The sequence below is a fragment of the Mycobacterium sp. 852014-50255_SCH5639931 genome (genome assembly GCF_001665605.1).
GTDB lineage: Bacteria > Actinomycetota > Actinomycetes > Mycobacteriales > Mycobacteriaceae > Mycobacterium > Mycobacterium paraffinicum.
On sequence record NZ_LZSV01000011.1, the window covers coordinates 88,819 to 112,013 of the forward strand.

At 66.6% G+C, this 23,195-nt stretch carries 20 protein-coding genes and 1 tRNA gene; 15 read left to right on the forward strand and 6 right to left on the reverse strand.

Annotated elements, in window-relative coordinates:
- The first annotated feature begins 2 nt into the window (after positions 1–2).
- The 4 genes from A5758_RS06035 to A5758_RS06050 all read left to right on the forward strand — a co-directional run bounded on the left by A5758_RS06035 (position 3) and on the right by A5758_RS06050 (position 3,220).
- A complete protein-coding gene (locus A5758_RS06035; RefSeq protein WP_067737744.1) occupies positions 3–419 on the forward strand; it encodes a WhiB family transcriptional regulator in 417 nt (138 codons plus the stop codon).
- Positions 420–507: 88 nt separating this feature from the next.
- Positions 508–1,890 (forward strand): acyl-CoA dehydrogenase family protein, encoded by a 1,383-nt coding sequence (locus A5758_RS06040; protein ID WP_067737746.1) that lies wholly within the window; start codon positions 508–510, stop codon positions 1,888–1,890.
- A 27-nt stretch (positions 1,891–1,917) separates the two neighbouring features.
- The gene (locus A5758_RS06045; protein ID WP_067737748.1) at positions 1,918–2,901 is read left to right on the forward strand and encodes a pirin family protein; all 984 of its coding nucleotides are present in this window, start codon (positions 1,918–1,920) and stop codon (positions 2,899–2,901) included.
- The gene (locus A5758_RS06050) at positions 2,888–3,220 is read left to right on the forward strand and encodes a GNAT family N-acetyltransferase (protein WP_067208598.1); all 333 of its coding nucleotides are present in this window, start codon (positions 2,888–2,890) and stop codon (positions 3,218–3,220) included. The genes A5758_RS06045 and A5758_RS06050 overlap by 14 nt, the downstream gene beginning before the upstream one ends.
- Before the next feature lie 517 nt (positions 3,221–3,737).
- Here the strand turns inward: A5758_RS06050 and A5758_RS06055 are convergent.
- Positions 3,738–5,672: a TNT domain-containing protein gene (locus tag A5758_RS06055; RefSeq protein WP_067737751.1), complete on the reverse strand. Its 1,935-nt coding sequence runs from the start codon at positions 5,670–5,672 to the stop codon at positions 3,738–3,740.
- 189 nt (positions 5,673–5,861) lie between these two features.
- Between A5758_RS06055 and A5758_RS06060 the strand changes: the two genes are divergently transcribed.
- Positions 5,862–6,107, forward strand: coding sequence for a hypothetical protein (locus A5758_RS06060; protein WP_067208605.1), 246 nt, complete (start codon positions 5,862–5,864; stop codon positions 6,105–6,107).
- A gap of 113 nt (positions 6,108–6,220) precedes the next feature.
- Here A5758_RS06060 and A5758_RS06065 read toward each other — a convergent pair.
- A tRNA-Leu gene (locus A5758_RS06065) sits at positions 6,221–6,303 on the reverse strand.
- Positions 6,304–6,546: 243 nt separating this feature from the next.
- Between A5758_RS06065 and A5758_RS06070 the strand changes: the two genes are divergently transcribed.
- The 7 genes from A5758_RS06070 to pknB all read left to right on the forward strand — a co-directional run bounded on the left by A5758_RS06070 (position 6,547) and on the right by pknB (position 16,388).
- Positions 6,547–8,223, forward strand: coding sequence for a DUF3662 and FHA domain-containing protein (locus tag A5758_RS06070; RefSeq protein ID WP_067738301.1), 1,677 nt, complete (start codon positions 6,547–6,549; stop codon positions 8,221–8,223).
- Between the two features lie 124 nt (positions 8,224–8,347).
- Positions 8,348–8,815: an FHA domain-containing protein gene (locus A5758_RS06075; RefSeq protein WP_067208608.1), complete on the forward strand. Its 468-nt coding sequence runs from the start codon at positions 8,348–8,350 to the stop codon at positions 8,813–8,815.
- On the forward strand, positions 8,812–10,323 hold the full coding sequence (locus A5758_RS06080; protein ID WP_067737754.1) for a PP2C family serine/threonine-protein phosphatase: 1,512 nt from the start codon (positions 8,812–8,814) through the stop codon (positions 10,321–10,323). Before A5758_RS06075 ends, A5758_RS06080 begins: the two co-directional genes overlap by 4 nt.
- Positions 10,320–11,729: an FtsW/RodA/SpoVE family cell cycle protein gene (locus tag A5758_RS06085; protein ID WP_067208614.1), complete on the forward strand. Its 1,410-nt coding sequence runs from the start codon at positions 10,320–10,322 to the stop codon at positions 11,727–11,729. The genes A5758_RS06080 and A5758_RS06085 overlap by 4 nt, the downstream gene beginning before the upstream one ends.
- A complete protein-coding gene (gene pbpA, locus A5758_RS06090; protein ID WP_067737757.1) occupies positions 11,726–13,204 on the forward strand; it encodes a D,D-transpeptidase PbpA in 1,479 nt (492 codons plus the stop codon). The genes A5758_RS06085 and pbpA overlap by 4 nt, the downstream gene beginning before the upstream one ends.
- Positions 13,201–14,517: a serine/threonine-protein kinase gene (locus tag A5758_RS06095; RefSeq protein ID WP_067737759.1), complete on the forward strand. Its 1,317-nt coding sequence runs from the start codon at positions 13,201–13,203 to the stop codon at positions 14,515–14,517. Before pbpA ends, A5758_RS06095 begins: the two co-directional genes overlap by 4 nt.
- Positions 14,514–16,388, forward strand: coding sequence for a Stk1 family PASTA domain-containing Ser/Thr kinase (gene pknB, locus A5758_RS06100; RefSeq protein WP_067737766.1), 1,875 nt, complete (start codon positions 14,514–14,516; stop codon positions 16,386–16,388). Before A5758_RS06095 ends, pknB begins: the two co-directional genes overlap by 4 nt.
- On the opposite strand, the gene A5758_RS06105 is transcribed toward pknB, so the two are convergent.
- Together A5758_RS06105 and A5758_RS06110 are read right to left on the reverse strand one after the other, a co-directional pair.
- Entirely contained in the window at positions 16,366–17,052 is a 687-nt protein-coding gene (locus tag A5758_RS06105) for an aminodeoxychorismate/anthranilate synthase component II (RefSeq protein WP_067737769.1), read from the reverse strand. The genes pknB and A5758_RS06105 overlap by 23 nt on opposite strands.
- A gap of 26 nt (positions 17,053–17,078) precedes the next feature.
- Entirely contained in the window at positions 17,079–17,822 is a 744-nt protein-coding gene (locus A5758_RS06110) for a DUF881 domain-containing protein (protein WP_067208629.1), read from the reverse strand.
- A 117-nt stretch (positions 17,823–17,939) separates the two neighbouring features.
- Between A5758_RS06110 and crgA the strand changes: the two genes are divergently transcribed.
- Positions 17,940–18,221, forward strand: coding sequence for a cell division protein CrgA (gene crgA / locus A5758_RS06115; protein WP_067737772.1), 282 nt, complete (start codon positions 17,940–17,942; stop codon positions 18,219–18,221).
- A gap of 155 nt (positions 18,222–18,376) precedes the next feature.
- Positions 18,377–18,802 carry a PH domain-containing protein gene (locus A5758_RS06120; RefSeq protein WP_067208765.1) on the forward strand — a complete coding sequence of 142 codons (426 nt, stop codon included), beginning with the start codon at positions 18,377–18,379 and terminating at the stop codon, positions 18,800–18,802.
- 22 nt (positions 18,803–18,824) lie between these two features.
- Here A5758_RS06120 and A5758_RS06125 read toward each other — a convergent pair whose 3' ends face one another.
- Entirely contained in the window at positions 18,825–19,373 is a 549-nt protein-coding gene (locus A5758_RS06125; protein ID WP_067208637.1) for a peptidylprolyl isomerase, read from the reverse strand.
- 128 nt (positions 19,374–19,501) lie between these two features.
- Between A5758_RS06125 and cwsA the strand changes: the two genes are divergently transcribed.
- Positions 19,502–19,936, forward strand: coding sequence for a cell wall synthesis protein CwsA (cwsA, locus tag A5758_RS06130; protein ID WP_067208640.1), 435 nt, complete (start codon positions 19,502–19,504; stop codon positions 19,934–19,936).
- 12 nt (positions 19,937–19,948) lie between these two features.
- Here the strand turns inward: cwsA and A5758_RS06135 are convergent, their stop codons facing one another.
- A complete protein-coding gene (locus A5758_RS06135) occupies positions 19,949–23,122 on the reverse strand; it encodes an adenylate/guanylate cyclase domain-containing protein (protein ID WP_067737775.1) in 3,174 nt (1,057 codons plus the stop codon).
- Positions 23,123–23,195 lie beyond the last annotated feature (73 nt).

Sequence of the window (23,195 nt, forward strand, 5' to 3'; positions counted from 1 at the left end):
ACATGGGACACCCCTGCGCTACCAACCCGGAACTGTGGTTCGGCTACCCCGACGACGACGGTGGCGACGGCGCGGCCAAGGCCCGTGCGTACGAGCGGTCGGCCGTCGAGGCGCGCATCCAGTGTCTGCGGCGCTGCCCGCTGGCGCAGCAGCGTCGGTGCGCCCAACATGCCATCGCGCACCGCGAGGAGTACGGCGTGTGGGCCGGCGTCAAACTTCCCGGGGGTCAATACCGCAAGCGCGAGCAGCTCGCCCAGGCCCACGACATCCTGCGGCGCATCGCGTCCGGCGAGATCAACTCACGCCAGCTACCGGAGAACGCGGCCCTGCTCGCCAACCACGAACATGAGGCCGTTCCGGTGACCGCGGTGGTGTTGCACCTGCCCCTGGCGCAAGTGGGGCCCCGCTCCGCGGCCTGACGTTCCGTCCCGGGTACAGCCGTTTGCTGACTTAGCCAACGGGGTAGAGCTTCGGCACGAACGAGTCTGTCCACCAAAGGCGGGATCCATGACGTTCGACCTGACCCCGACGGCGGCGCAGCACGACCTGGCCCGGCGGACCCACGAGTTCGCCGAAGAAGTGATCCGCCCGGTGGCGCTCCACTACGACCAACGGCAGGAGTTTCCGTGGCCGGTCCTGGAGGAGGCGGCCCAGCGCGGCTTTTACAGCCCCTTGTTCTACCGCGACCTGATCGGCGATCCGACCGGCCTCTCGTTGCCGATGTTCATGGAGGAGCTGTTCTGGGGCTGCGCGGGGATCGGGTTGGCGATCGTAATGCCGGCGCTGGCTCTGTCGGCGATCGGGCAGGCAGCATCTCCGGAGCAGATGTTGGAATGGGCGCCCGAATGCTTCGGCACACCAGGCGATCTCAAGCTTGCCGCGCTGGCGATCTCGGAACCCGAGGGCGGCAGCGACGTACGGAATCTGCGCACTCACGCGCGCCGCGACGGTGATGACTGGATCATCGACGGCCACAAGATGTGGATCGGAAACGGCGGGATCGCCAACGTGCACGTGGTCAACGCGGTGGTCGACGAGGAACTAGGCCATCGTGGTCAGGCGCTGTTTGTGGTGCCCGGTGGCACCCCCGGGCTCAGACTCGTGCGCAAGCTGGACAAGCTCGGCTGCCGTGCGTCACACACCGCGGAGTTGCTGTTCGAAGGCGTCCGCGTACCGGGCGCCAATTTGCTTGGGGGACAGGATAAATTAGAGCACAAACTCGCCAAAGCGCGCGAAGTGGTTGCGGGCGCAAAGCGATCGGGCTCAGCGACATTGGGCACGTTCGAGCAGACGCGGCCGATGGTGGCCGCCCAGGCCATCGGGATCGCGCGCGCCGCGCTCGAGTACGCGACGGCGTACGCCACGGAGCGCGAGGCGTTCGGCGGACCGATCATCGACAACCAAGGCATCGCCTTCCCGCTGGCCGAGCTGGCCACCCAGATCGACGCGGCGCGGCTCTTGACCTGGCGGGCGTCGTGGATGGCAGCCAACAACGTTGCCTTCGAGCGCGGGGAAGGCTCGATGTCGAAGATGGCCGCCAGCGAGGTCGCCGTCAAGGCCACCGAACGCGCCATTCAAACCATGGGCGGCTGGGGCTACATCACCGATCACCCGGTGGAGAAGTGGTATCGGGATGCCAAGCTATACACCATTTTTGAGGGCACGAGCGAGATTCAGCGGATGGTGATCGCGAACGCGCTGGGTGCCGCCGTCGGCACGCCGCCACTGCATGTGGTGCTCGAGCCGTCCGGCGGCCCGCTGAACCGGGTTTTCGGTCGCGGCACCCCGCTACGCTCCCGCGTCGCCGACACAGCGCTTTCCATGCAGGACCGGGTGCCCGAACCCGTCATGCGGCTGGCCATGAAGGTGCTCCGACCGCCAGGGAAGTAACGGGGTTTGGGTACGGTCGAATGGACCATGAGCAACCTTGAGTCGGCACCCGTCGAACTCGCCTGCGCTACCTCGCCAGGCGTGGGCACCGAGGTGTTGACGCCCAGGGAGGTTCCACTGGGCGGCCCGCGGGCCATGCGGGTGCAGCGCACGCTTCCGCAACGGAACCGTTCGCTGATCGGGGCGTGGTGTTTCATCGACCATTACGGCCCGACGTCGGCGCGCATGGACGTTCCACCTCATCCGCACACCGGACTACAAACGGTCAGTTGGTTGTTCAGTGGGGAAGTGGAGCACAACGACAGCGCCGGAGTGCATGCGGCAGTACGGCCGGGCGAGCTCAACCTCATGACTGCGGGTGCCGGTATCTGTCATTCCGAGGTGTCGGTTACGTCGCCGGCAGCCTTGCACGGTGTCCAGCTCTGGGTGGCGCTTCCCGATTCCGATCGCGACACCGGCCGCGACTTCGCCCACTACGTGCCCGAGCCGGTGTTGCTTGCCGGCGCGACGGCGCGAGTGTTCCTCGGCGGACTGGCCGGCACCCGGTCACCGGTGCATACGTTCACGCCGCTGCTGGGCGCGCAGATCGATCTCGACACCGGCGCTCGCCTGGACATCGATGTCGACCCGGCATTCGAACACGGCGTGCTCTGCGATCTGGGCGCCGTGCGGGTGGAGGAGACCGCGCTGGCGGTTGCCGAACTCGCCTACCTGAGCCCCGGTGCTTCGTCGCTGCACCTGCGCAACGTGGGGGATCGGCCCGGCCGGGTACTCCTGCTCGGCGGCACACCGTTCACTGAAGAACTAGTGATGTGGTGGAACTTCGTCGGGCGAAGCCACGACGACATCGTGGGTTACCGCGAACTGTGGGTGGACGGCGACGAACGCTTCGGCGCCGTCCACGGCTATCGGGGTTCGCTCACCCGATTGCCCGTCCCGCCGCTGCCGACCACGCGGCTGCGGCCTCGACCCGTACCGCAACGAAAGGAAGGCAACCATGACCGCCGATAAGACCGGAGCAGAAGCGACCGTCAGCCTCGAGGAGGGCCGGTACACAATTGCCGTGGAAGGCAAGCAAGTCGGCCTCGCCGACTTCGCCGACCGCGGCGACCAGCGCGTCTTCTACCACACCGAAATCGACCCAGCGTATGGCGGACGCGGCCTGGCGACCATCCTCGTCGAGGAGGCGCTCAACGAGGCCCGCGGCGAAGGCAAGCGCATCGTCCCCGTGTGCTCGATGATCGGCACCGTGCTCAAGAAGCACCCCGAGTTCGACGACATCACCGATGCCGTTACGCCGGAGATTCAGCGGTGGGTGCGGTCGTCGTAAATTCAGCAGAGTTCGGCTTTTACCATGACCTAGTCCTATGAAAGGCCCTTACTGGCTAGGTCGAGGATCTCTTCCGCAGACCATTTCATAATGTGACTAAAGATCGTTGCGTCCCCGATTACAAGTACCGCGCAGGCGCCATCCCGGCATAATTCGATATTGCCCTTTTCCAGTTCAGCGACTTGCACATCAGGCGCGTACCCAAGCCCATAGAGATCGGCACCGAGTGCGCCTGAAGCGAGGTCGGAACGAGCGGAAGTAACCCAATCCCATACCAGGTACTTCTCGACCAACTCGAATGTCGAAAATTTAGCGACGCCATTACGCCGCTGCCCACGGTCGTCAACTATGTCGACACTCCAACCTCCGTCGCCATCACGAAGGTGCACTGAATAGTCGCTAGATGTGAAAGCGATCTCACAGTCGTCACAACTCATCGACGTAGACGGATTGGTCAACCCCGCCCGGGGCGCCCACAACAACCAATTATTTGATAATCGAGAGAAGTTCGCCATTTTCACCGTACCCGTACCAATACTCCATAACGTTGCAGTTCAAGCACCGTACCATTTGTGCCGTCTGGTTTGATGATTCGGAATTGTTGGCCGCCGCCAGGCTGATGGAACCAAGGCGCTACTTCAGACTGTTCGATGTGCCAGCCAGGAGGTAGGCGCGATGGGTCCCCCACGGCGTACTCAAAGTAGGGCTTAACAGCACTTTCTGGCGGCAGTGACAGTTCAGCGAAGGGCGTTCCTTCGGGGGCTAAATAAGCCCCAAAAGGGCTACCAAAACGGCCGAGAATGGTGCCCGGTTTAAGGGCCGCATCGGGAATGACGGTACCCGGCACGGCATATGGTTTGGTCGCCAGCATGTCGTCGGGATAGGACAAACTGCCGTCAGCCTCGGTGAATTCTGGGCCGGGTTCGACCGCGTGGTATCCGTGGAACAACTCGTGCTCAGGGGGTAATGGCGGCGGTGGCGGTGCATCGGGGCGTACCGGAGGCCTGGGGCTGTCCGGCGCCACAGGTACATGCGGACCCGCGGGAGCATGTTCGACGGGAATCTCACCACCACCCGGGTGCGGCGCGTGCTCAACGACGGGTGGCGGCCCAGGATGGGCGGCGCCCGGCACGGGCTGCCCGCTGACATCAGGTAGTGGCGAGCCATGCGGGGGAAGGTCCGCTTCGGCGATCGCCGCGCGGATCTCGGCCGCGCTTAGTGCACGGGGGAGGACGTTGTCGGCGGAAAGGCCCTGCAGCGCTTCACGACTGAAGAGTGTCTTCAGGCCCTGCCAGGCCACCTCCCCGCCGGCCTTGAGTTCAGGCCCGCCGACGGCCAGCGTGATAGCGCTCCACAGCGGCTCGGGGGTGGCTTCCACCTTCCCGGGATCCGGTGTGCGCATGCCGGTCAACTTGCCGCCGCTGAACGCATAGGACGTCTCGGTCGCTTGATCGAAGAATTCGCCCGTGCCGTCCTTGAGCTGGCCGAAAACCTGCACCGGCTGGCCGTCGACCTTGTAGGTGAACATGAAATGGCCGTCGGGAGTGGTGCTCACCGACGCCGGATCGATGCTGTTGTAGTTGGGGATCTTGCCCAGGTCGTCGAGGGCTTTGGCTAGATCGGCCTTGAGCTTGGGAAGCCGGGCGCTGGCTGCTTCCCCTTCCGGAGAACCAGGCCCGTGCGCATAGAGGTCCGCCATAGCCTTATCCAGGGCAGTCTGCGCGGCACGCACCTTGCCCATCTGATCCACCACCGCCTGGTCGGTGATCTGCCGAATATTGGCGAGCGCATTGCGCTGTTCCTCCGACGGCGGGGCTACGCCGTCACTATCGAGGCCATGCAGCGGGGCCCCGTCGTACCCATCGGTGTGCAAGCCATCCAGAGATTTCTGCAGTGAGTTGGAGTAGCCGTGGCGGATCGACAGCATCTGAGCGAGAGCCGCTTTCGTGTCCCGCAGTGCGTCTTCTTCACACGTTCTGATGAAGGCGTGCAGGGCATCCACGTCCGCCGCGCTGAGGTGTTTGTCTTGCAACATCGCGGCGGCTTGGCACAGCAAGTTGGAGATCGCCTGCAGCTGGGAGTCCAAATTCGCGATCTGTGCGGCGCCGGCTTGTTGCGCTTCGGCCAAGCCCGCGGCGATGTTCTCCAGATCGGCACCGATCTTGGGTAATTGAAGGGACTGCGCTCCCAACGATTTCGTCACCCGCTGCACTTCGGCGGTGTGGTTGATCGGGTGGTCGCCGGTCTGATTGTTCCACGCGGCGTCGAAACGGCTGCGGGCTTGCTCGAACGCGTGGTCGGCCTCTGCCGTGCAACGACCGGCCTCGCGAAAGACCTCGGCCAGATTGGAAATCTGCAACGGATCGCCGGCCTGCAGGCTGCGGTTGATCGCCCATGGGTCACCGCCGGCCTCAGCGATCAGCGCATCAATGTCTATGTACGGCAGGCCCATAGCACCGCCCGTGGCTGTGCGGCGCTACGCAGATCTCGCCTAATGAGCCGCGAAGCATGAAGGTCCGCCGAACCCGGGCGTACAGCCGCGACAAACATTGCCACCCCTCCTGAGCTGCCAATTACGCTACTAACGGGAACGGAGACGTCAATTCACTTCGCCGACGCGCGTTTAGGGGGTCAAAAAGATATGGCGCTGTTGTTGCTCGTCCTCAAGGTTGCGTTGATCGCCTTCATCGTCGTAGGAACCGGAGTTCTGATTGCCCGCGCGATTAGGCGTTCCCGGACGAACAGATTGGATCCGCGGTGGAAGGGGCGCAGCGCCCAACCCGGTTACGAGGCGTCGGCGCACGGCGCTATGCCGAATACACCGCTTCCAGAGTGGGCCTACTGGGACGATGAGGACGACGAACACGGCGACGGCCGGCTGCGTTGAGGACGTAGGACGTAGTTGCGCCCTGAAGAACACGGCCCGGAAAGCACGAAGGTCACGAGCTCCTTGCGGAGTTCGTGACCTCAGCGCATGCGGCTCGGGGAACCGCTCCAATGTGGGCGAAGGGGGACTTGAACCCCCACGTCCCGAAGGACACTGGCACCTGAAGCCAGCGCGTCTGCCATTCCGCCACTCGCCCGGAAAAACAACCGATGGACCATACCACTCTAATCGCCGCATTCCCCAACCCGCCTGGTCGGGCCTGGAAGCCGTGGGGCGCTGGGGGACAACGCGTCTGAACAGGGCCGACGCAGTTCTCAGAGTTTCGACGGTGCCGCCGCATGGTGCTGTCCCGATACCATGCTGGAGTGGGAGCTCACCGCGTGAATCGTTTGCCGCGCGCCGGCGACATGCCGTGGCAAGTGCGGGCGAACGCCAGCGCATGAGTAGCCAACGGGGGCTGGCGGCGCGGATCGAGCGCAAGCTCGAGGCGACCGTCGACAACGCGTTCGCCCGGGTCTTCGGCGGCTCGATCGTTCCGCAGGAGGTGGAGGCGTTGCTGCGCCGCGAAGCCCGCGACGGTGTCCGGACGCTGCAGGGCGATCGCCTTTTGGCCCCCAACGAATACATCATTACCCTCGGTAGGCACGACTTCGAGAAGGTGGGCGCCGACCCCGGTCTCACGTCGGGCGCTTTCGCTAGGTACTTGGCCGACTACATCCATGAACAGGGGTGGCAAACGTATGGTGAGGTGGTCGTCCGGTTCGAGCAGTCGTCGAGCCTGCGAACCGGCCAGTACCGCGCCCGTGGTGCTGTCAACCCCGATGTGCAGCCCCGCCCGACGGTCAACGATCCCGTCCGGCCACAATCAAATAGTGCGTTCGGCGCAGAACGAGGAGTAGCACCAATGACTGACGATTCGAGCTACCGCGGGGCTCAGGGGCCGGGGCGGCCCAGCGACGAGCATTACGACGACCGCTACGGGCGTCCGCAAGAGGGTGGCCCGGAACCGCAGGGGGGACCTGATCCACGCGGTGGGTATCCGCCCGAGCAGGGCGGCTATCCGCCGCAGCAGGGCTACCCGCCACCCCGTCCCGAGCAGCAGGGCGGCTACCCCGAGCAGCAGGGCGGCTACCCCGAGCAAGGTGGCTACCAAGGCCCCGGCGGCGGCTACCCCGACCAACGCGGCTACCAAGCCGGCCAGGGCGGTTACCCCGAACAGCGCGGCTATCAAGGCGGCCAGGGCGGCTACCCCGAGCAGGGCCAGGGCGGTTACCCGCCGCAGTACGAGCAGCGGCCTCCCGCGCCCGGCGGGTACGGCGGCCAAGGCTACGACCAGGGCTACCGCCAGGGCGGTGCGTACGGCCCTCCTGCCGGCGGTCAGCCCGGCGGCGGCCAGCAGGGCTACGCCGGGTACGGCGAATACGGGCGCGGACCGGCCCGCCCCGAGGAGGGTGGCTACGCTCCGCCCGAGCAGCGGCCGGCCTACCCCGAGCAGGGTGCCGGGTACGAGCAGGGCGGCGGCTACGAGCAGGGTGGCGGCTACGAGCAGGGTGGCGGCTACGAGCAGGGTGGCGGCTACGAGCAGGGATACCAGCAGGGCGGCGGATACGGCCGGCAGGACTACGGCCCCGGGGATTACACGCAGTACTCCGAGAACGTGCCGGGCGGGGGATACCCCGGTCAAGGCGGATACGCCGAGCCCGCCCAACGCGACTACGAATATGGCCAGCAGGCCGAGTACGCCCAGCCGAGTGAGTACGGCCAGCCCGCCGACTACGGGCAGCCGGCCGGTGGCTACGGCGGTTACGGCGGCGGCTACGGCGCGGCCGGAACGACGGTCACCCTCCAGCTCGACGACGGCAGCGGCCGGACTTATCAGCTGCGTGAGGGCTCCAACATCGTGGGCCGTGGACAAGACGCGCAGTTCCGGTTGCCCGACACCGGGGTGTCACGGCGTCACCTCGAGATCCGCTGGGACGGGCATGTCGCGCTCCTATCGGACCTGAACTCGACCAACGGCACCACTGTGAACAACGCGCCGGTGCAAGAGTGGCAGTTGGCGGACGGCGACGTGATCCGTCTGGGCCACTCGGAGATCATCGTCCGGATCCACTAAACGCGCTGGGCTCAACGCTGCCGTGCTTCGCCCCGCGTCGACCGCCGTCCAAGTATCGTGACGTTGCCGATGTGCTCGGGGTCACGGGCGCCAGGGGGACGACGCAGGACGGAAAGGACGCCAGATGCAGGGACTCGTACTGCAGCTGACGCGTGCCGGATTTTTAATGTTGTTGTGGGTATTCATCTGGTCCGTGCTGCGGATCTTGCGGACCGACATCTACGCGCCCACCGGCGCCGTCATGGTCCGCCGGGGGTTGGCGCTGCGCGGCACCCTGCTGCCTTCGCGGCAGCGCCGCCATGCCGCGCGCTACCTGGTGGTGACCGAGGGGGCGTTGGCGGGCGCGCGCATCACACTCAGCGGGCAGCCGGTGTTGATCGGTAGAGCCGACGACTCGACCCTGGTGCTCACCGACGACTACGCCTCGACGCGGCACGCCCAGCTATCTCAGCGCGGTTCGGAATGGTATGTCGAGGATCTAGGATCGACCAACGGCACTTACCTTGACAGGGCAAAGGTGACCACTGCGGTACGAGTTCCAATAGGAACGCCGATTCGGATCGGCAAAACGGCGATCGAGTTGCGCCCGTGACCCTGGTTCTGCGATATGCCGCGCGCAGCGATCGCGGCCTGGTGCGCGCCAATAACGAAGACTCCGTCTACGCCGGTGCGCGGCTGCTCGCCCTGGCTGACGGCATGGGCGGCCACGCCGCCGGCGAAGTGGCCTCCCAGCTGGTGATCGCCGCGCTGGCCCATCTCGACGACGACGAACCCGGCGGCGACCTGCTCGCCAAGCTCGACGCCGCGGTGCGCTCGGGCAACGCGGCCATCGCCGCGCAGGTGGAGGCCGAGCCCGAGCTCGAGGGGATGGGCACGACGCTCACCGCAATCCTGTTCGCGGGCGACCGAATTGGCTTGGTACACATCGGCGACTCGCGCGGCTATCTGCTGCGCGACGGTGAACTCACCCAGATCACCAAGGACGACACGTTCGTCCAGACCTTGGTCGACGAAGGCCGGATCACCCGCGAAGAGGCACACAGCCACCCACAGCGGTCGCTGATCATGCGCGCGCTGACCGGACACGAGGTGGAGCCGACCCTGACCATGCGCGAGGCGCGGGCCGGTGATCGCTACCTACTTTGCTCCGATGGGCTCAGCGATCCGGTGAGCGACGAAACCATCCTCGAGGCGCTGCAGATCCCCGACGTGGCCGAAGCCGCCTACCGCCTCATCGAGCTGGCGTTGCGCGGCGGCGGCCCGGACAACGTGACCGTGGTGGTCGCCGACGTCGTCGACTACGACTACGGCCAAACCCAACCGATTTTGGCGGGCGCGGTTTCCGGCGACGACGACCAGATGACGTTGCCCAACACCTCCGCGGGCCGCGCCTCCGCCATCAGGCCCCGCGAAGAGGCCGCCAAACGTGTTGCGCCACAACCGGAAACACCCGTCCGGCCGCGGTGGCCCAGGCGGCGGATGTTCTTCGCCGTGACACTGGCGGTTTTGTTTGTTCTCTCCGGCATGGCCATCAGCTGGTGGGTCATCCAGCGCAATTATTACGTCGCCGAATACGACGGCAAGGTATCGGTCGTCCGTGGCATTCAGGGGTCCCTGTTGGGCGTGCCCCTGCAGCGGCCGTACCTGGTGGCCTGCCTGAGCGCCCGCAACGAGCTGTCCCTGATCGGTTACGACGAATCCGGTCATCCGAACTGTCAACTGATGACGCTGCGCGACCTTCGCCGGCCCGGACAGGTTCAGGTTCAGACCGGGCTGCCCGGCGGAAGCCTGGACCAGGCCGAGTCCCAGTTACGGCAGTTGCTGGCTGAATACCTGCTTCCTACTTGTCCGTCCCCGCGCGCCACGTCACCGCCGGGCTCCCCGCCCACCGGGAGCGGCACCCCCGAATCAAGTGTCGCGGCATCGCCAGCACCCACCACCGCACCGACCACCGCTTCTTCCGGCCCCAACGGCCCCCCCAGCGCCACAGCCGGCCCCGCGACCACGTCGCCGGTGGGCCCCCCGACCACTTCCCAAACGGTCACCGCGCTTCCAGCACCTCCACTGCAACCGGGCATTGACTGCCGGACGGTGGCATGACGACACAACTCCAGCCGCCCGTCGCGGTCACACCCCCGCTGCCCACCCGTCGCAACGCCGAGCTGCTGCTGCTGTGCTTCGCCGCAGCGATCACGGTCGCCGCGTTGCTGATCGTGGAGGCGAACCAGAACCGCGAATTGCGTTGGAACGTCATCAACTACGGGCTGGTGTTCATGCTCGTGTTCGGGTCCGCGCACCTGGCCATCAGGCGTTTCGCCCCCTATACCGATCCGCTGCTGTTGCCAATTGTGGCGTTGCTCAACGGACTTGGCCTGGTGATGATTCATCGGCTCGACCTGGTCGACAACCAGCTCAGCGGCCGCCACCACCCCAGCGCAACCCAGCAGATGATGTGGACCCTCGTCGGAGTCGTCGCGTTCGCACTGGTGGTCACGTTTCTCAAAGACCATCGGCAGCTGGCGCGGTACGGCTACATCTGCGGAATCACCGGCCTGGTGCTGTTGGTGATTCCCGCACTGCTGCCGACATCGCTGTCCGAACAGAACGGCGCGAAAATCTGGATTCGCTTCCCCGGGTTCTCGATTCAGCCCGCAGAATTCTCCAAGATCTTGTTGCTGATCTTCTTCTCCGCCGTGCTGATCGCCAAGCGGGGCCTGTTCACCAGCGTCGGCAAACATTTCATGGGCCTGACCCTGCCGCGTCCGCGCGACCTCGCGCCACTGCTGGCCGCCTGGGTGATCTCCATCGGTGTGATGGTCTTCGAAAAGGACCTAGGTACCTCGCTGCTGCTGTATGCGTCGTTTCTGGTGGTGGTTTACCTTGCGACACAACGATTCAGCTGGGTGGTGACCGGCCTGGTGCTGTTCGCGGTGGGCAGCGTCATCGCATATTTCGTCTTCGCGCATGTGCGAGTCCGGGTGCAGATGTGGTGGGACCCGTTCTCCGACCCCGACGGCAGCGGCTACCAGATTGTCCAGTCCCTGTTCAGTTTCGCCACCGGCGGGATCTTCGGCACGGGGCTGGGAAACGGGCAACCCGATACTGTTCCGGCCGCGTCGACCGACTTCATCATTGCCGCGTTCGGTGAAGAACTCGGGCTCGTCGGGCTCGCCAGCATCTTGATGCTCTACACCATCGTCATCGTCCGCGGCATGCGCACCGCGATCGCGACGCGGGACAGCTTCGGCAAGCTGCTGGCTGCGGGCCTGGCCTCCACCCTGGCCATCCAGCTGTTCATCGTCGTCGGCGGCGTTACGCAACTCATCCCGTTGACAGGTTTGACCACCCCATGGATGTCCTACGGTGGATCGTCATTGCTGGCGAACTATGTGTTGCTGGCCATCCTCGCTCGCATCTCCCACAGCGCCCGGCATCCGTTACGCGGCCGAGAGCGCAAGGACTCGCCGATCGCGGCGGCCAAGACCGAGGTGATCGAGAAGGTATGAACACCTCTCTGCGCCGCATCTCGATCACCGTCATGGCGCTGATCGTGCTCTTGCTGCTCAACGCCACGATGACGCAGGTGTTCGCCGCCGACTCGCTGCGCGCCGACCCGCGCAATCAGCGTGTCCTGCTCGACGAGTATTCGCGTCAGCGCGGCCAGATCATCGCCGGCGGCCAGTTGCTGGCCTATTCGGTGGCCACCGACAGCCGCTTCCGCTTTCTGCGGGTCTACCCGAACCCGGCCGTGTACGCGCCGCTCACCGGCTTCTACTCGCTGCGTTATTCCAGCACGGGCCTGGAGCGCGCCGAGGACCCACTGTTGAACGGCTCGGACGAGCGGCTGTTCGGGCGCCGGCTGGCCGATTTCTTCACCGGCCGCGATCCGCGCGGCGGCAACGTCGACACCACCATCAGACCGCGGGTCCAGCAGGCCGGCTGGGACGCGATGCAGCAGGGCTGTGGTGGGCCGCCGTGCAAGGGCGCCGTCGTCGCCCTCGAGCCGTCCACCGGCAAGATCTTGGCAATGGTGTCATCGCCGTCCTACGACCCGAATCTGCTGGCGTCGCACGATCCCCAGGTGCAGGCGCAAGCATGGCAGCGGCTCCGCGACGACCCCGACAATCCGCTGACCAACCGCGCCATCTCCGAGACCTACCCGCCCGGGTCCACCTTCAAGGTGATCACCACCGCGGCCGCGCTGCAGGCCGGTGCGACTGACGCCGAGCAGTTGACCGCGGCGTCCTCCATCGCCCTGCCCGACAGCACCGCGACGTTGGAAAACTACGGCGGCCAGCCCTGCGGCAACGAGCCCACCGTGCCGCTCAAGCAAGCGTTCGCCCTGTCCTGCAACACCGCGTTCGTCCAGCTCGGCATGCACACCGGATCCGATGCGCTGCGCAGCATGGCGCGCTCGTTCGGCCTGGACACCAACCCGAGCGTCATCCCGCTACAGGTCGCCGAGTCAACCGTCGGGATCATTCCCGACGCCGCGGCGCTGGGCATGACCAGCATCGGCCAGAAAGACGTTGCGCTGACACCGCTGGAGAACGCCCAGATCGCGGCGACCATCGCGAACGACGGCGTCACGATGCAGCCCTACCTGATCGACAGCCTCAAGGGCCCGGACCTGGCCAACATCAGCACCACCGCCCCCTATCAGCAGCGCCGCGCGGTGTCACCCCAGGTCGCCGCTAAGCTAACAGAGCTGATGGTCGGCGCCGAGAAGGTCGCACAGCAGAAAGGGGCCATTCCCGGCGTGCAGATCGCATCCAAGACGGGTACCGCAGAGCATGGCACCGATCCGCGTAATACGCCGCCGCACGCGTGGTACATCGCCTTCGCGCCCGCGCAGACGCCGAAAGTCGCCGTGGCAGTGTTGGTAGAGAATGGCGGCGACCGCCTGTCCGCGACGGGAGGTGCACTCGCCGCGCCGATCGGACGGGCTGTGATCCAAGCCGCGCTACAGGGAGGACCATGAGCCCGCGAGTTGGTGTGACGCTGTCTGGCAGATACCGCCTGCAGCGCCTGATCGCCACCGGCGGCATGGGCCAGGTCTGGGAGGCGGTGGACAGCCGGCTCGGCCGGCGCGTCGCGGTCAAGGTGCTCAAACAGGAGTTCTCCCAGGACCCGGAGTTCATCGAGCGGTTCCGCGCCGAGGCGCGCACCACCGCGATGCTCAATCACCCCGGCATCGCCCAGGTCCACGACTACGGCGAGAGCCAGCTGGACGGGGAAGGCCGCACCGCCTACCTGGTGATGGAGCTGGTGAACGGCGAGCCGCTGAACTCGGTCCTCAAACGCACGGGCCGGCTGTCGCTGCGGCATGCCCTGGACATGCTCGAGCAGACCGGCCGGGCCCTGCAGGTCGCGCACGCCGCCGGCTTGGTGCACCGCGACGTCAAGCCGGGCAACATCCTGATCACCCCGACCGGCCAGGTGAAGATCACCGACTTCGGTATCGCCAAGGCGGTCGACGCCGCGCCCGTCACCCAGACGGGCATGGTGATGGGCACCGCCCAGTACATCGCCCCCGAACAGGCCCTCGGCCACGACGCGACCCCCTCCAGCGACGTGTACTCCCTGGGCGTCGTCGGCTACGAGGTGGTGTCGGGCAAGCGGCCGTTCACCGGTGACGGCGCCCTGACCGTGGCGATGAAGCACATCAAGGAGCCCCCGCCGCCGCTGCCCGCGGAGCTGCCGCCCAACGTGCGAGAACTCATCGAGATCACGTTGGTCAAGAATCCCGCGATGCGCTACCGCAGCGGCGGGCCGTTCGCCGACGCCGTGTCGGCGGTACGCGCCGGCCGCCGTCCGCCGCGGCCCAGCCAGTCACCGCCCCCCGGCCGGGCATCGCCGGCGGCCATTCCGTCCAGCCCGACGACCCGGGCGGCCGCCGTGTCGAGCCCCCGGAGCGCGCCGCCGCGCCGATCCCGGCCGGCCACCGGCGGTCATCGCCCGCCCCCGGCCCGGCGCACCTTCTCGTCGGGTCAGCGCGCGTTGCTGTGGGCCGCGGGGGTCCTCGGAGCGCTGGCGATCATCATCGCGGTGCTGATCGTCATCAACTCCCGCACGGACACCCAGCAGCAGCCCCCACCCCCGACGGTCACCGACACCGGGACCCCGCCCGCGCCGTCGGCGAGCAACACCCCCAGCGGCTCCGCGCCACGGCTTAATTGGACGGACCGCGGGGCGCTAAGTAATTCTGGACTGCAACGAGGGCCGGCCGAGCACGGGTGGGGTGAACCACCGACGCTCAGCGCATCACCGGCCCGACACGAGATGCCACGATGACCACCCCTCAGCACCTGTCTGATCGCTATGAACTGGGCGAAATCCTCGGATTCGGGGGTATGTCCGAGGTTCACCTGGCCCGCGACGTCCGGTTGCACCGCGACGTCGCGGTTAAAGTGCTGCGCGCCGACCTGGCCCGCGATCCCAGCTTCTATCTGCGGTTCCGCCGCGAGGCGCAAAACGCCGCCGCCCTCAATCACCCCTCGATCGTCGCGGTCTACGACACCGGCGAGGCGGAGACACCGACGGGTCCGCTGCCGTACATCGTCATGGAGTACGTCGACGGCGTCACGCTGCGCGACATCGTGCACACCGATGGCCCCCTACCCCCGCGGCGGGCCATCGAGATCATCGCCGACGCGTGCCAGGCGCTGAACTTCAGTCACCAGAACGGCATCATCCACCGCGACGTCAAGCCGGCGAACATCATGATCAGCAGCACCAATGCGGTCAAGGTGATGGACTTCGGCATCGCGCGCGCGATCGCCGACAGCGGCAACAGCGTCACCCAAACCGCGGCGGTGATCGGGACGGCCCAGTATCTGTCGCCCGAGCAGGCCCGCGGCGACACCGTGGACGCCCGGTCCGACGTCTACTCGCTGGGTTGTGTGCTCTACGAAATCCTCACGGGCGAACCGCCTTTCACCGGCGACTCACCGGTCGCGGTCGCCTACCAGCACGTGCGGGAGGACCCGATCCCGCCATCGCACCGGCACGAGGGCATCTCCGCAGATCTCGACGCCGTCGTGCTCAAGGCGCTCGCCAAGAATCCGGACAACCGCTATCAGACCGCCGCGGAGATGCGCGCCGACCTGGTGCGGGTGCACAATGGCGAACCGCCCGAGGCGCCCAAGGTCCTCACCGACGCCGACCGGAGCTCGCTGCTCGCGACGGGTGGAAACCTGCCCGGCCCGCGCACCGACGCGCTGCCCCGCCAACCCCTACGTCGCATCGACGACCGCAACGGCGGTTCGGTCGGGCGCTGGATCGTCGCGGTCGCCGCGCTGGCGGTGCTGACGATCGTCGTCGTCATCGCCTTCAACACCTTCGGCGGCACCACCCGCGATGTGCAGGTGCCCGACATGCGAGGCCAAGTCTCCGCCGATGCCATTGCCGCGCTGCAGAACCGCGGCTTCAAGACGCGCACCCTGCAAAAGCCCGATTCGACGATCCCGCCCGACCACGTCATCAGCACCGACCCCGGGGCCAACGCTTCGGTGAGCGCGGGTGACGAGATCACCATCAACGTCTCGACCGGTCCCGAGCAACGCGAGGTGCCCGACGTCTCCTCGCTGGGTTACTCCGACGCGATCAGCAAGCTCAAGGCCGCCGGCTTCACCAAGTTCAAGCAGGCCAATTCACCGTCGAGCCCGGAGCTGCTGGGCAAGGTGATCGGCACCAACCCGCCCGCCAACCAGACATCGGCGATCACCAACGTCATCACCGTCATCGTCGGCTCGGGGCCGGAGACCAAGCAGGTGCCTGACGTAGCGGGCCAGACCGTCGACGTCGCGCAGAAGAATCTCACCGTCTACGGCTTCACCAAGGTCACCCAGGCACAGGTGGACAGCAACCGGCCGGCCGGTGAGGTGATCGGCACCAATCCGCCTAAGGGCCAGATGGTTCCGGTGGATTCGGTGATCGAGCTCCAGGTGTCCAAGGGCAACCAGTTCGTGATGCCCGACCTGAGCGGCATGTTCTGGACGGACGCCGAGCCGCGGTTACGAGCGCTGGGTTGGACGGGGGTGCTGGACAAGGGGCCCGACGTGGACGCGGGTGGCTCGCAGTCCCACCGGGTGGTGTATCAGAACCCGCCGGCTGGCACCGGGTGCAACCGGGACGGGATCATCACGCTGAAGTTCGGCCAGTAGCGGCCGGTTCGGCCGGGAAATGGGGCTGCACCGCGGCCCGCACCTCGTTCTCGAGCCGGCGGACCAGTGTGTCGTTGCGCGCCCACCCGCAGTAGGCGAGCCAGTTCGCCAGCATCCGGTGGCCGCCCTCGGTCAGGATCGACTCCGGATGGAACTGGACACCGTGAATCGGCAACTCGCTGTGCCGCACCCCCATGATGACGCCGCCGCGGGTGCGCGCCGTCACCTCCAGCACCGGGGGCAGCGACTCCGGCAGTATGGTCAGCGAGTGGTAGCGGGTCGCCGTGAATGGATCCGGAAGCCCTTGCAGCACACCGGTATTGGTGTGGAAGACGTTGCTGGTCTTGCCGTGCAGCAGCTCGGGCGCGCGGTCCACGGTGGCGCCGAAGGCGACGCCGATGGCTTGGTGTCCGAGGCAGACCCCGAGCAGCGGGGTGCGCTCGGCGGCACACGCGCCCACCAGCCCGATCGAAGCGCCCGCACGTTCCGGTGTGCCCGGACCGGGGCTGAGCAGCACACCGTCGAACCGCTTGGCGACGGCTGCCTCGTCGGAAAGCTTGGTGTCGTCGTTGCGCCACACCTCGGCCTCGACGCCCAGCTGGCCGAGGTACTGCACCAGGTTGAACACGAAGCTGTCGTAGTTGTCGACGACCAGGATCCGCACCGTGCCAGGTTACCGTCCGCTGGAAATCAGTAGCCGATGGTTCCCATGGGCTGCGCGAAATGCAGCCGGTCCGGCTCGGTGTGGCCGACGACCTGCACGTCGGGCTTGACCTCTTCGCGGTAGCCGAGCCCGAATCGGACCACGTACTGGCGGTACAGCGTGACCAGGGGAGCGGCGGCCAGGGCGGCTTGCATGGCGGCTGCGTTGCCGATCGCGGTGATCGTGTAGGGCGGGCTGTAGGTGCGCCCGTTGAGCAGCAGCGTGTTGCCGACGCAGCGGGGCACGGACGTGGCGATGATGCGCTGGTCCTGCATCTGGATCGCCTCCGCGCCGGCGCTCCACAACGCGTTGAGCACGGCCTCGATGTCTTGCTGGTGCACCACCAGGTCGTCGGGCGACGCATCCCGCGGGAAACGGCCGTTGGCGTCCCGCGGCGCGTCGTCCAGGGTGACAGCGAGGCCCGGCCCGTGCACCGGGTTCATGTCCGCCTCGGCGGCCAGCTCGGCGGAGCGGCGCAGCATCGCCGCCAACGCCAGATCCGAGGACCGTCCGTGCGCGGCATCGAGCTTGCCCGCGAGCGAGTCGCGTTGGGCGTTGAGATGGTTCACCGACGCTTGGGCCTCGCGAACCAGATCGACCAGCCGGGGGGCGTCACTGCGACGGATCTCGGCGCCGCCGGACACCCCGTGGGTGGCCGCAAGGAGCAATCCCGCCGACAGGCACACCACCGGGACGCCGAAGCGCCATGGTGACCGGCGTCCGTCGCTCATTCGGCTCTCCAATTTCCTGGTCGGCGTGCCTTGTGAGTTAGTCTCGTAGCCAAGCTGTGTGTGCAGCTGCGGTCTTATCGTTGCACCCGTCCCACTCACCGTTTTGTTGAGGTAATCATGCCCAAGTCCAAGGTCCGCAAGAAGAACGACTTCGCCGTCAGTGCGGTCAGCCGCACGCCGGTGAAGGTCAAGGTGGGACCGTCGAGCGTGTGGTTCGTCGCCTTGTTCGTCGGCCTCATGCTGATCGGGCTCGTCTGGTTGATGGTGTTTCAGCTAGCCGCCGTGGGCAGCCAGGCGCCCACCGCCCTTACCTGGATGGCGCAACTCGGGCCATGGAACTACGCCATCGCGTTCGCTTTCATGATCACCGGTTTGTTGCTGACGATGCGCTGGCACTGAGCGACGTCAGCCGCGGAATGAATTCATTTTCGGGTTGCCCCGTCACTGCGCCAGCAACATTCCCACCCCCCAATCACACGCGTGTGATTTATCCCCACTGTTGATAGCGTCTGTGGATAACTCCATAGGCCGTGGTGGGAGGGGCTGAGCGGCGCATGCAGCAAACACAATGGGAGCCCCGCACGCCCGGAATCGCTGGTTGTGGGGCCGCCGGTGTTCTGATGGCTATCGCCAGTGTGACGGTGGTCACAGACGCGCCGGGGCAGATTCTCACAGGGATTGCCGCGGTGGGTCTGCTCTTGTTTGCGGGCGCGACGTGGCGCGCGCGGCCCAAGCTGGCAATTACCGCCGACGGCTTGTTGCTCCGGGGATGGTTCCGGACGCAGGTATTACGGCCCGACGACATCAAGATCATCCGAATCATCGAGTTCCGCCGCTACGGACGCAAAAACCGGCTACTTGAGGTCGAAACCGCCGACGGCGGGCTGGTTCTGTTCTCTCGCTGGGACCTCGGGACGGACCCGCTAGAGGTGCTCGACGCGCTGACCGCCGCCGGTTATGCGGGCCGTCACCCGCACTGATCAGAGCGGCCGGCGGCCCAGCTTACGAGATGGTGATCGACTCGATGACCACCGGCTCGGTCGGGCGGTCGTTGGCGTCGGTGGACGTCGTCGCGATCGCCTCGACCACCCGCTGCGATTCCGGGTCCGTCACTTCGCCGAAGATCGTGTGCCGACGGTTCAGGTGGGGTGTCTTGCCGACCGTGATGAAGAACTGGGAGCCGTTGGTGCCGGGGCCCGCGTTCGCCATCGCCAGCAGGTACGGCTTGTCGAATTGCAGTTCGGGGTGGAACTCGTCGGCGAACTTGTAGCCCGGGCCGCCGCGACCGGTGCCGGTCGGGTCGCCGCCCTGGATCATGAAGCCCTGGATCACCCGGTGGAAGACCGCGCCATCGTAGAACGGACCGGAGGACCCGCCCGATGCGTTCTGGGTCGAGTACTCCTTGGTGCCCTGCGCCAGGCCAACGAAGTTGGCGACGGTCTTGGGCGCGTGGTTTCCGAACAGGGCGACTTTGATGTCGCCGCGGTTGGTGTGGAGCGTGGCGGTAGCGGTCTGATGGGGGCTGTTGGTCACGGCATGAGAGTCTGCCACTACGCGTGGGCATGCCCGCACCCGGTGTCGCTCAGGTCGAGCCGCCGCCGAAACTGCGTCGCGCGCATAACGGTTTCGCCGGCGTCCCTATGCTGGCAGTCTGTTCAGCACGCACAGAAAGGCGGCAGATGGGCACAAAGGCGGAACCCCGGCTGACCCCGCGGGAGCGACTGGCTCGCGGGCTGACTTACTCGACACTGGGACCGGTGGACGTCACCCGGGGGGTCGTCGGCCTCAGTGTCCAGTCGGCTCAGTCGACCGCATCGCAAATCCGTCGCAAATACCAAGAGGGACGCCTGGCCAAGGAACTCGCCGCGGCCCAAGAGACGCTCGCCCAAGAGCTGGCCGCCGCGCAGGAGGTGGTCGCGGGACTGCCTCAGGCGCTGCAGGACGCACGCCGGGGGCAGCGGCGCGGCAAGCGCCCGTGGGTGATCACCGGAGTCGCTGTCGCGGTCCTCGCCGGCGGCGCGGTCGCGTTCAGCGTGGTGCGGCGCTCGGTGCGGGAGAAGCCTCAGGAGCCCCAGTCGCGGCCGCCCAGCGTCGACGTGCAGCCGCGCCCCTGACGACCGGCCGCCCTACGGCATCGCCTCGGCCCAGTCGATGTGCCCTTCGAAACCAAGCGTTCTCGCCATCTCCCGGTAGCGATCTCTGAAATGCGAGTAGGCCTCCCTATCGCATCGAGCCCGCGCCAGAAGAGCGCGCATCCGCTGCAGCCAAATCTCACGTATCGCCAGACCCTCGTCGGCCGGCGCGACCGCTAACCGCTCGATCGCGGCCTCGGCTTCGGCCACGTCACCTTCGGTCCCCCGGCCCAGCAGGGTCTCCACCAGAACGCCCGTAGTCGGGATGCCCCATGAGAGCAACTGTCCGCCACGGGCGAGATGGTCGACGGCGGCGCGCATCTGCGGTACCGCTTGGTCGCGATCCGCTCGGCGGGCCGTCTCACGCGCCACGTACGCGTCAAGCAGCGGTAGATCGCACAAGAAGTGCCCCCCGCGCACGAACACTTCGTGGACTTCCGCCAGCAGCTTCTGCCCGCGATCACGCTCGCTATCCGTGTGGCGGTGCACCAGCGCAAGCCCCAGGGTCAACCAGGCGAAACCCAACTGGAGGTTGTCGCCGGACCGTTCGGCAATGGTTAACGCATCCTCGATCTCCCGCACCGCGGAATCGTCGGGCCGCAGCGCGCCGGACGGTATCCCCGCGGAGTAGACATAGCTGACGAGGGTGACATAGGACAGGGAGTCGGCGCCCTGCGCCACGGCCAGGCCGCGCCGCAGGTCCTCTTGCCATCCCGGACGACCCAGGGCATAGCGGGCGATGGCGCGCTGCGCGAAGCCGAGCGCCAGAGGAGACCCGAAAAGGAGGTTGCCCTTCGCGGGGTCACCGGCGGCCAGATCGATGACCCGCTGGGACAGGCGAAGCATCTCAGACCACTCACCGCTTGCCATCTTGGCCCGGATGGGCGTGAAGGACAGCCCTACCGTCAAGGTTGGATCGCCGATGGACTCGACGAGGGTCATGGCCTCCGAAGCTAGCCGCGACGCCTCGGGCACCCGGTCCTGGTACGTGTGATCAGCCACTAGCGCTGCCATGGCGATGGCCAGCGACGCCTTGTCGCCTGCGGCGTTGCACAACCTCCGCAATTCATCGAAACGGTCGCCAGCCACGCTCATACGGACGCGCCAGGCGGTCGCGCACAACATAGTGCGCGGTGCGATGCGCATGGCTGCTCGGTCCGGGTCCTCGGCGGGTAATGCATCGGCGATCTTTCTGGCACTTTCCCAACCCAGACGCGCCGCGGCGATGTCGCGGTAAGTCGCCCACATTGCCGCGCGCATGTGCCACCCGTAGGCATCCCGCAGGTCACCCGCAGCTTCGAGGTGTTCGGCGATCAGTGCCGCGTTCTGGTCGGCCGATTCGGGCTCGCGGGCCTCGATAGCGGCGGCCAGACGCCGGTGCATCTGGGCGCGGTCGGATATCAGTTGTGATTCGTAGGCCACGGTGCGGATCAGCGGGTGGCGGAACGCGAACTCGGCTCCCGGAGTGAAACGGACCTGGTCAATCAGCGCGGCGCTGAGGAGCCCGTCGAGGGCAGGGGCATTGCCCACTGCGGCGAGCAACTCGGGCGTGAAGCGCGAACCGATCACCGCGGCGGCGTTCAGGGTTTGCTTGGCATCGGGATCCAGACGGTCGATGCGCGCGGCGATGGTGGCCTGCAGGGTCGCCGGAACGGTGACGTCGGCCAGGTCTGTGGCGCACGTGAAACCGCCGCGGTCGCCCTCGAGCACTCCGCGCTCGGCGAGCTCGCGGACTATCTCCTGTGCGAAGAATGGGTTCCCGCCGGCCCGTTCGGCAACAATCGACTTGATCCCGGTGACCGACGGATCGGCGCCCAACAACTCGTCGAGCAACGTTGCGGTTTCCGACTCACTCAAGGGCGCCAACGAGATCGTCTGCGCGCCAGCTACATTGGCGAGCGCACCGCGGTACTCGGGTCGGTACGTGATCAGCACCATCGACGGCGTTTGGGGGATGACGGTGAGCAATTCGGCCAGCAGCGACTCGCTAACCTCATCGATCCAATGCGCATCCTCGACGACGTAGAGAACCGGTTGGGTGCGCGTCAACGAGATTGAGTTGATCAATGCGGTCAGCCGCCGGCGCCGCGCGTCGGGACGGATCGTGGGGGGCGGCGTCTCCGGGTCTCTGATTCCCATCAGGTCATACAGCAGCAGCACATCCTCATCGGATGCGTCTGGCACGCTGGCGCGCACCTGCGCCCGCGCCGCCTCATCGTCGAGCTCGGTTATTCGCGCAACGTCGCGCAGCAGGCCCGCCGCCACGAGGAAGGGGACATCGCTGGTATGCGACTCGCAGAACACCGACGACACTTCGACACCACGCTGGCGGGCCATCGAGACAGCCTCGCCGGCGAGTCGCGTCTTGCCGATACCCGCCGGTCCGACGACACGAACCACACATCCCCGGCCACTCACTGATCGATCCAAAAGGCCGGTGAGCGTCGTGAGTTCGAGGTCTCGCCCTACCAACGCACCCTGCAGCGGGCTGCGTTCGTCATGCCCATCGGAAAGGCTCAGCAGACGGCGGGCCAGCACCGGGACGTCGCTGCCCTTTAAGTGAACCTCCTCGGCATCGGCCAGCACGGTGGCGTGCTGAACGAGTCGAGCGGTGGATTCGCTGAGCATCACTCCGCCCGGCGGCGCCACCGATTCCATCCGTTGCGCCATTCCGACCTGCTCACCGATTGCGGTGTAACGGAACGGTCCGGAACCGATTTCACCGGCGATGACCTGACCGGAGTTCAGCCCCACCCGCAACTGCAGCTCCACAGCGTCGCGATCCCGGACATCGAGAGCGAGCCGCTTGATCTCGTCCTGAATACCCAAGGCTGCCAGGCAGGCGCGAACAGCGTGGTCCTCCATTGCTACGGGCGCACCGAACACCGCCATGATTCCGTCGCCGGTGAACTTGTCCACGGTGCCCCCGTAGCGGTGCACCACCTCCGTGCAACGGTTGACCAGTTCGGCCATGATCTCGCGCAACCGCTCCGCACCAACGGCGGTGGCGATGTCCATGGAGTGGACTACATCCGCGAACAGCACCGACACTTGCTTGTACTCCGCATGCGCGGCGGGCTCGGCAACCGGCGTGCCGCATCCGTGACAGAACCGCGCATTCTCGAGGAGATCGATGCCGCACGCCTCGCACGCCGCTACGGCCGTCATCCGACCCCTTCGCCAATCCCGTGCCCCGCGTTTGCCGGGGTCCTCAAAGAATAGGCCGTTGGACGCTCCGCGA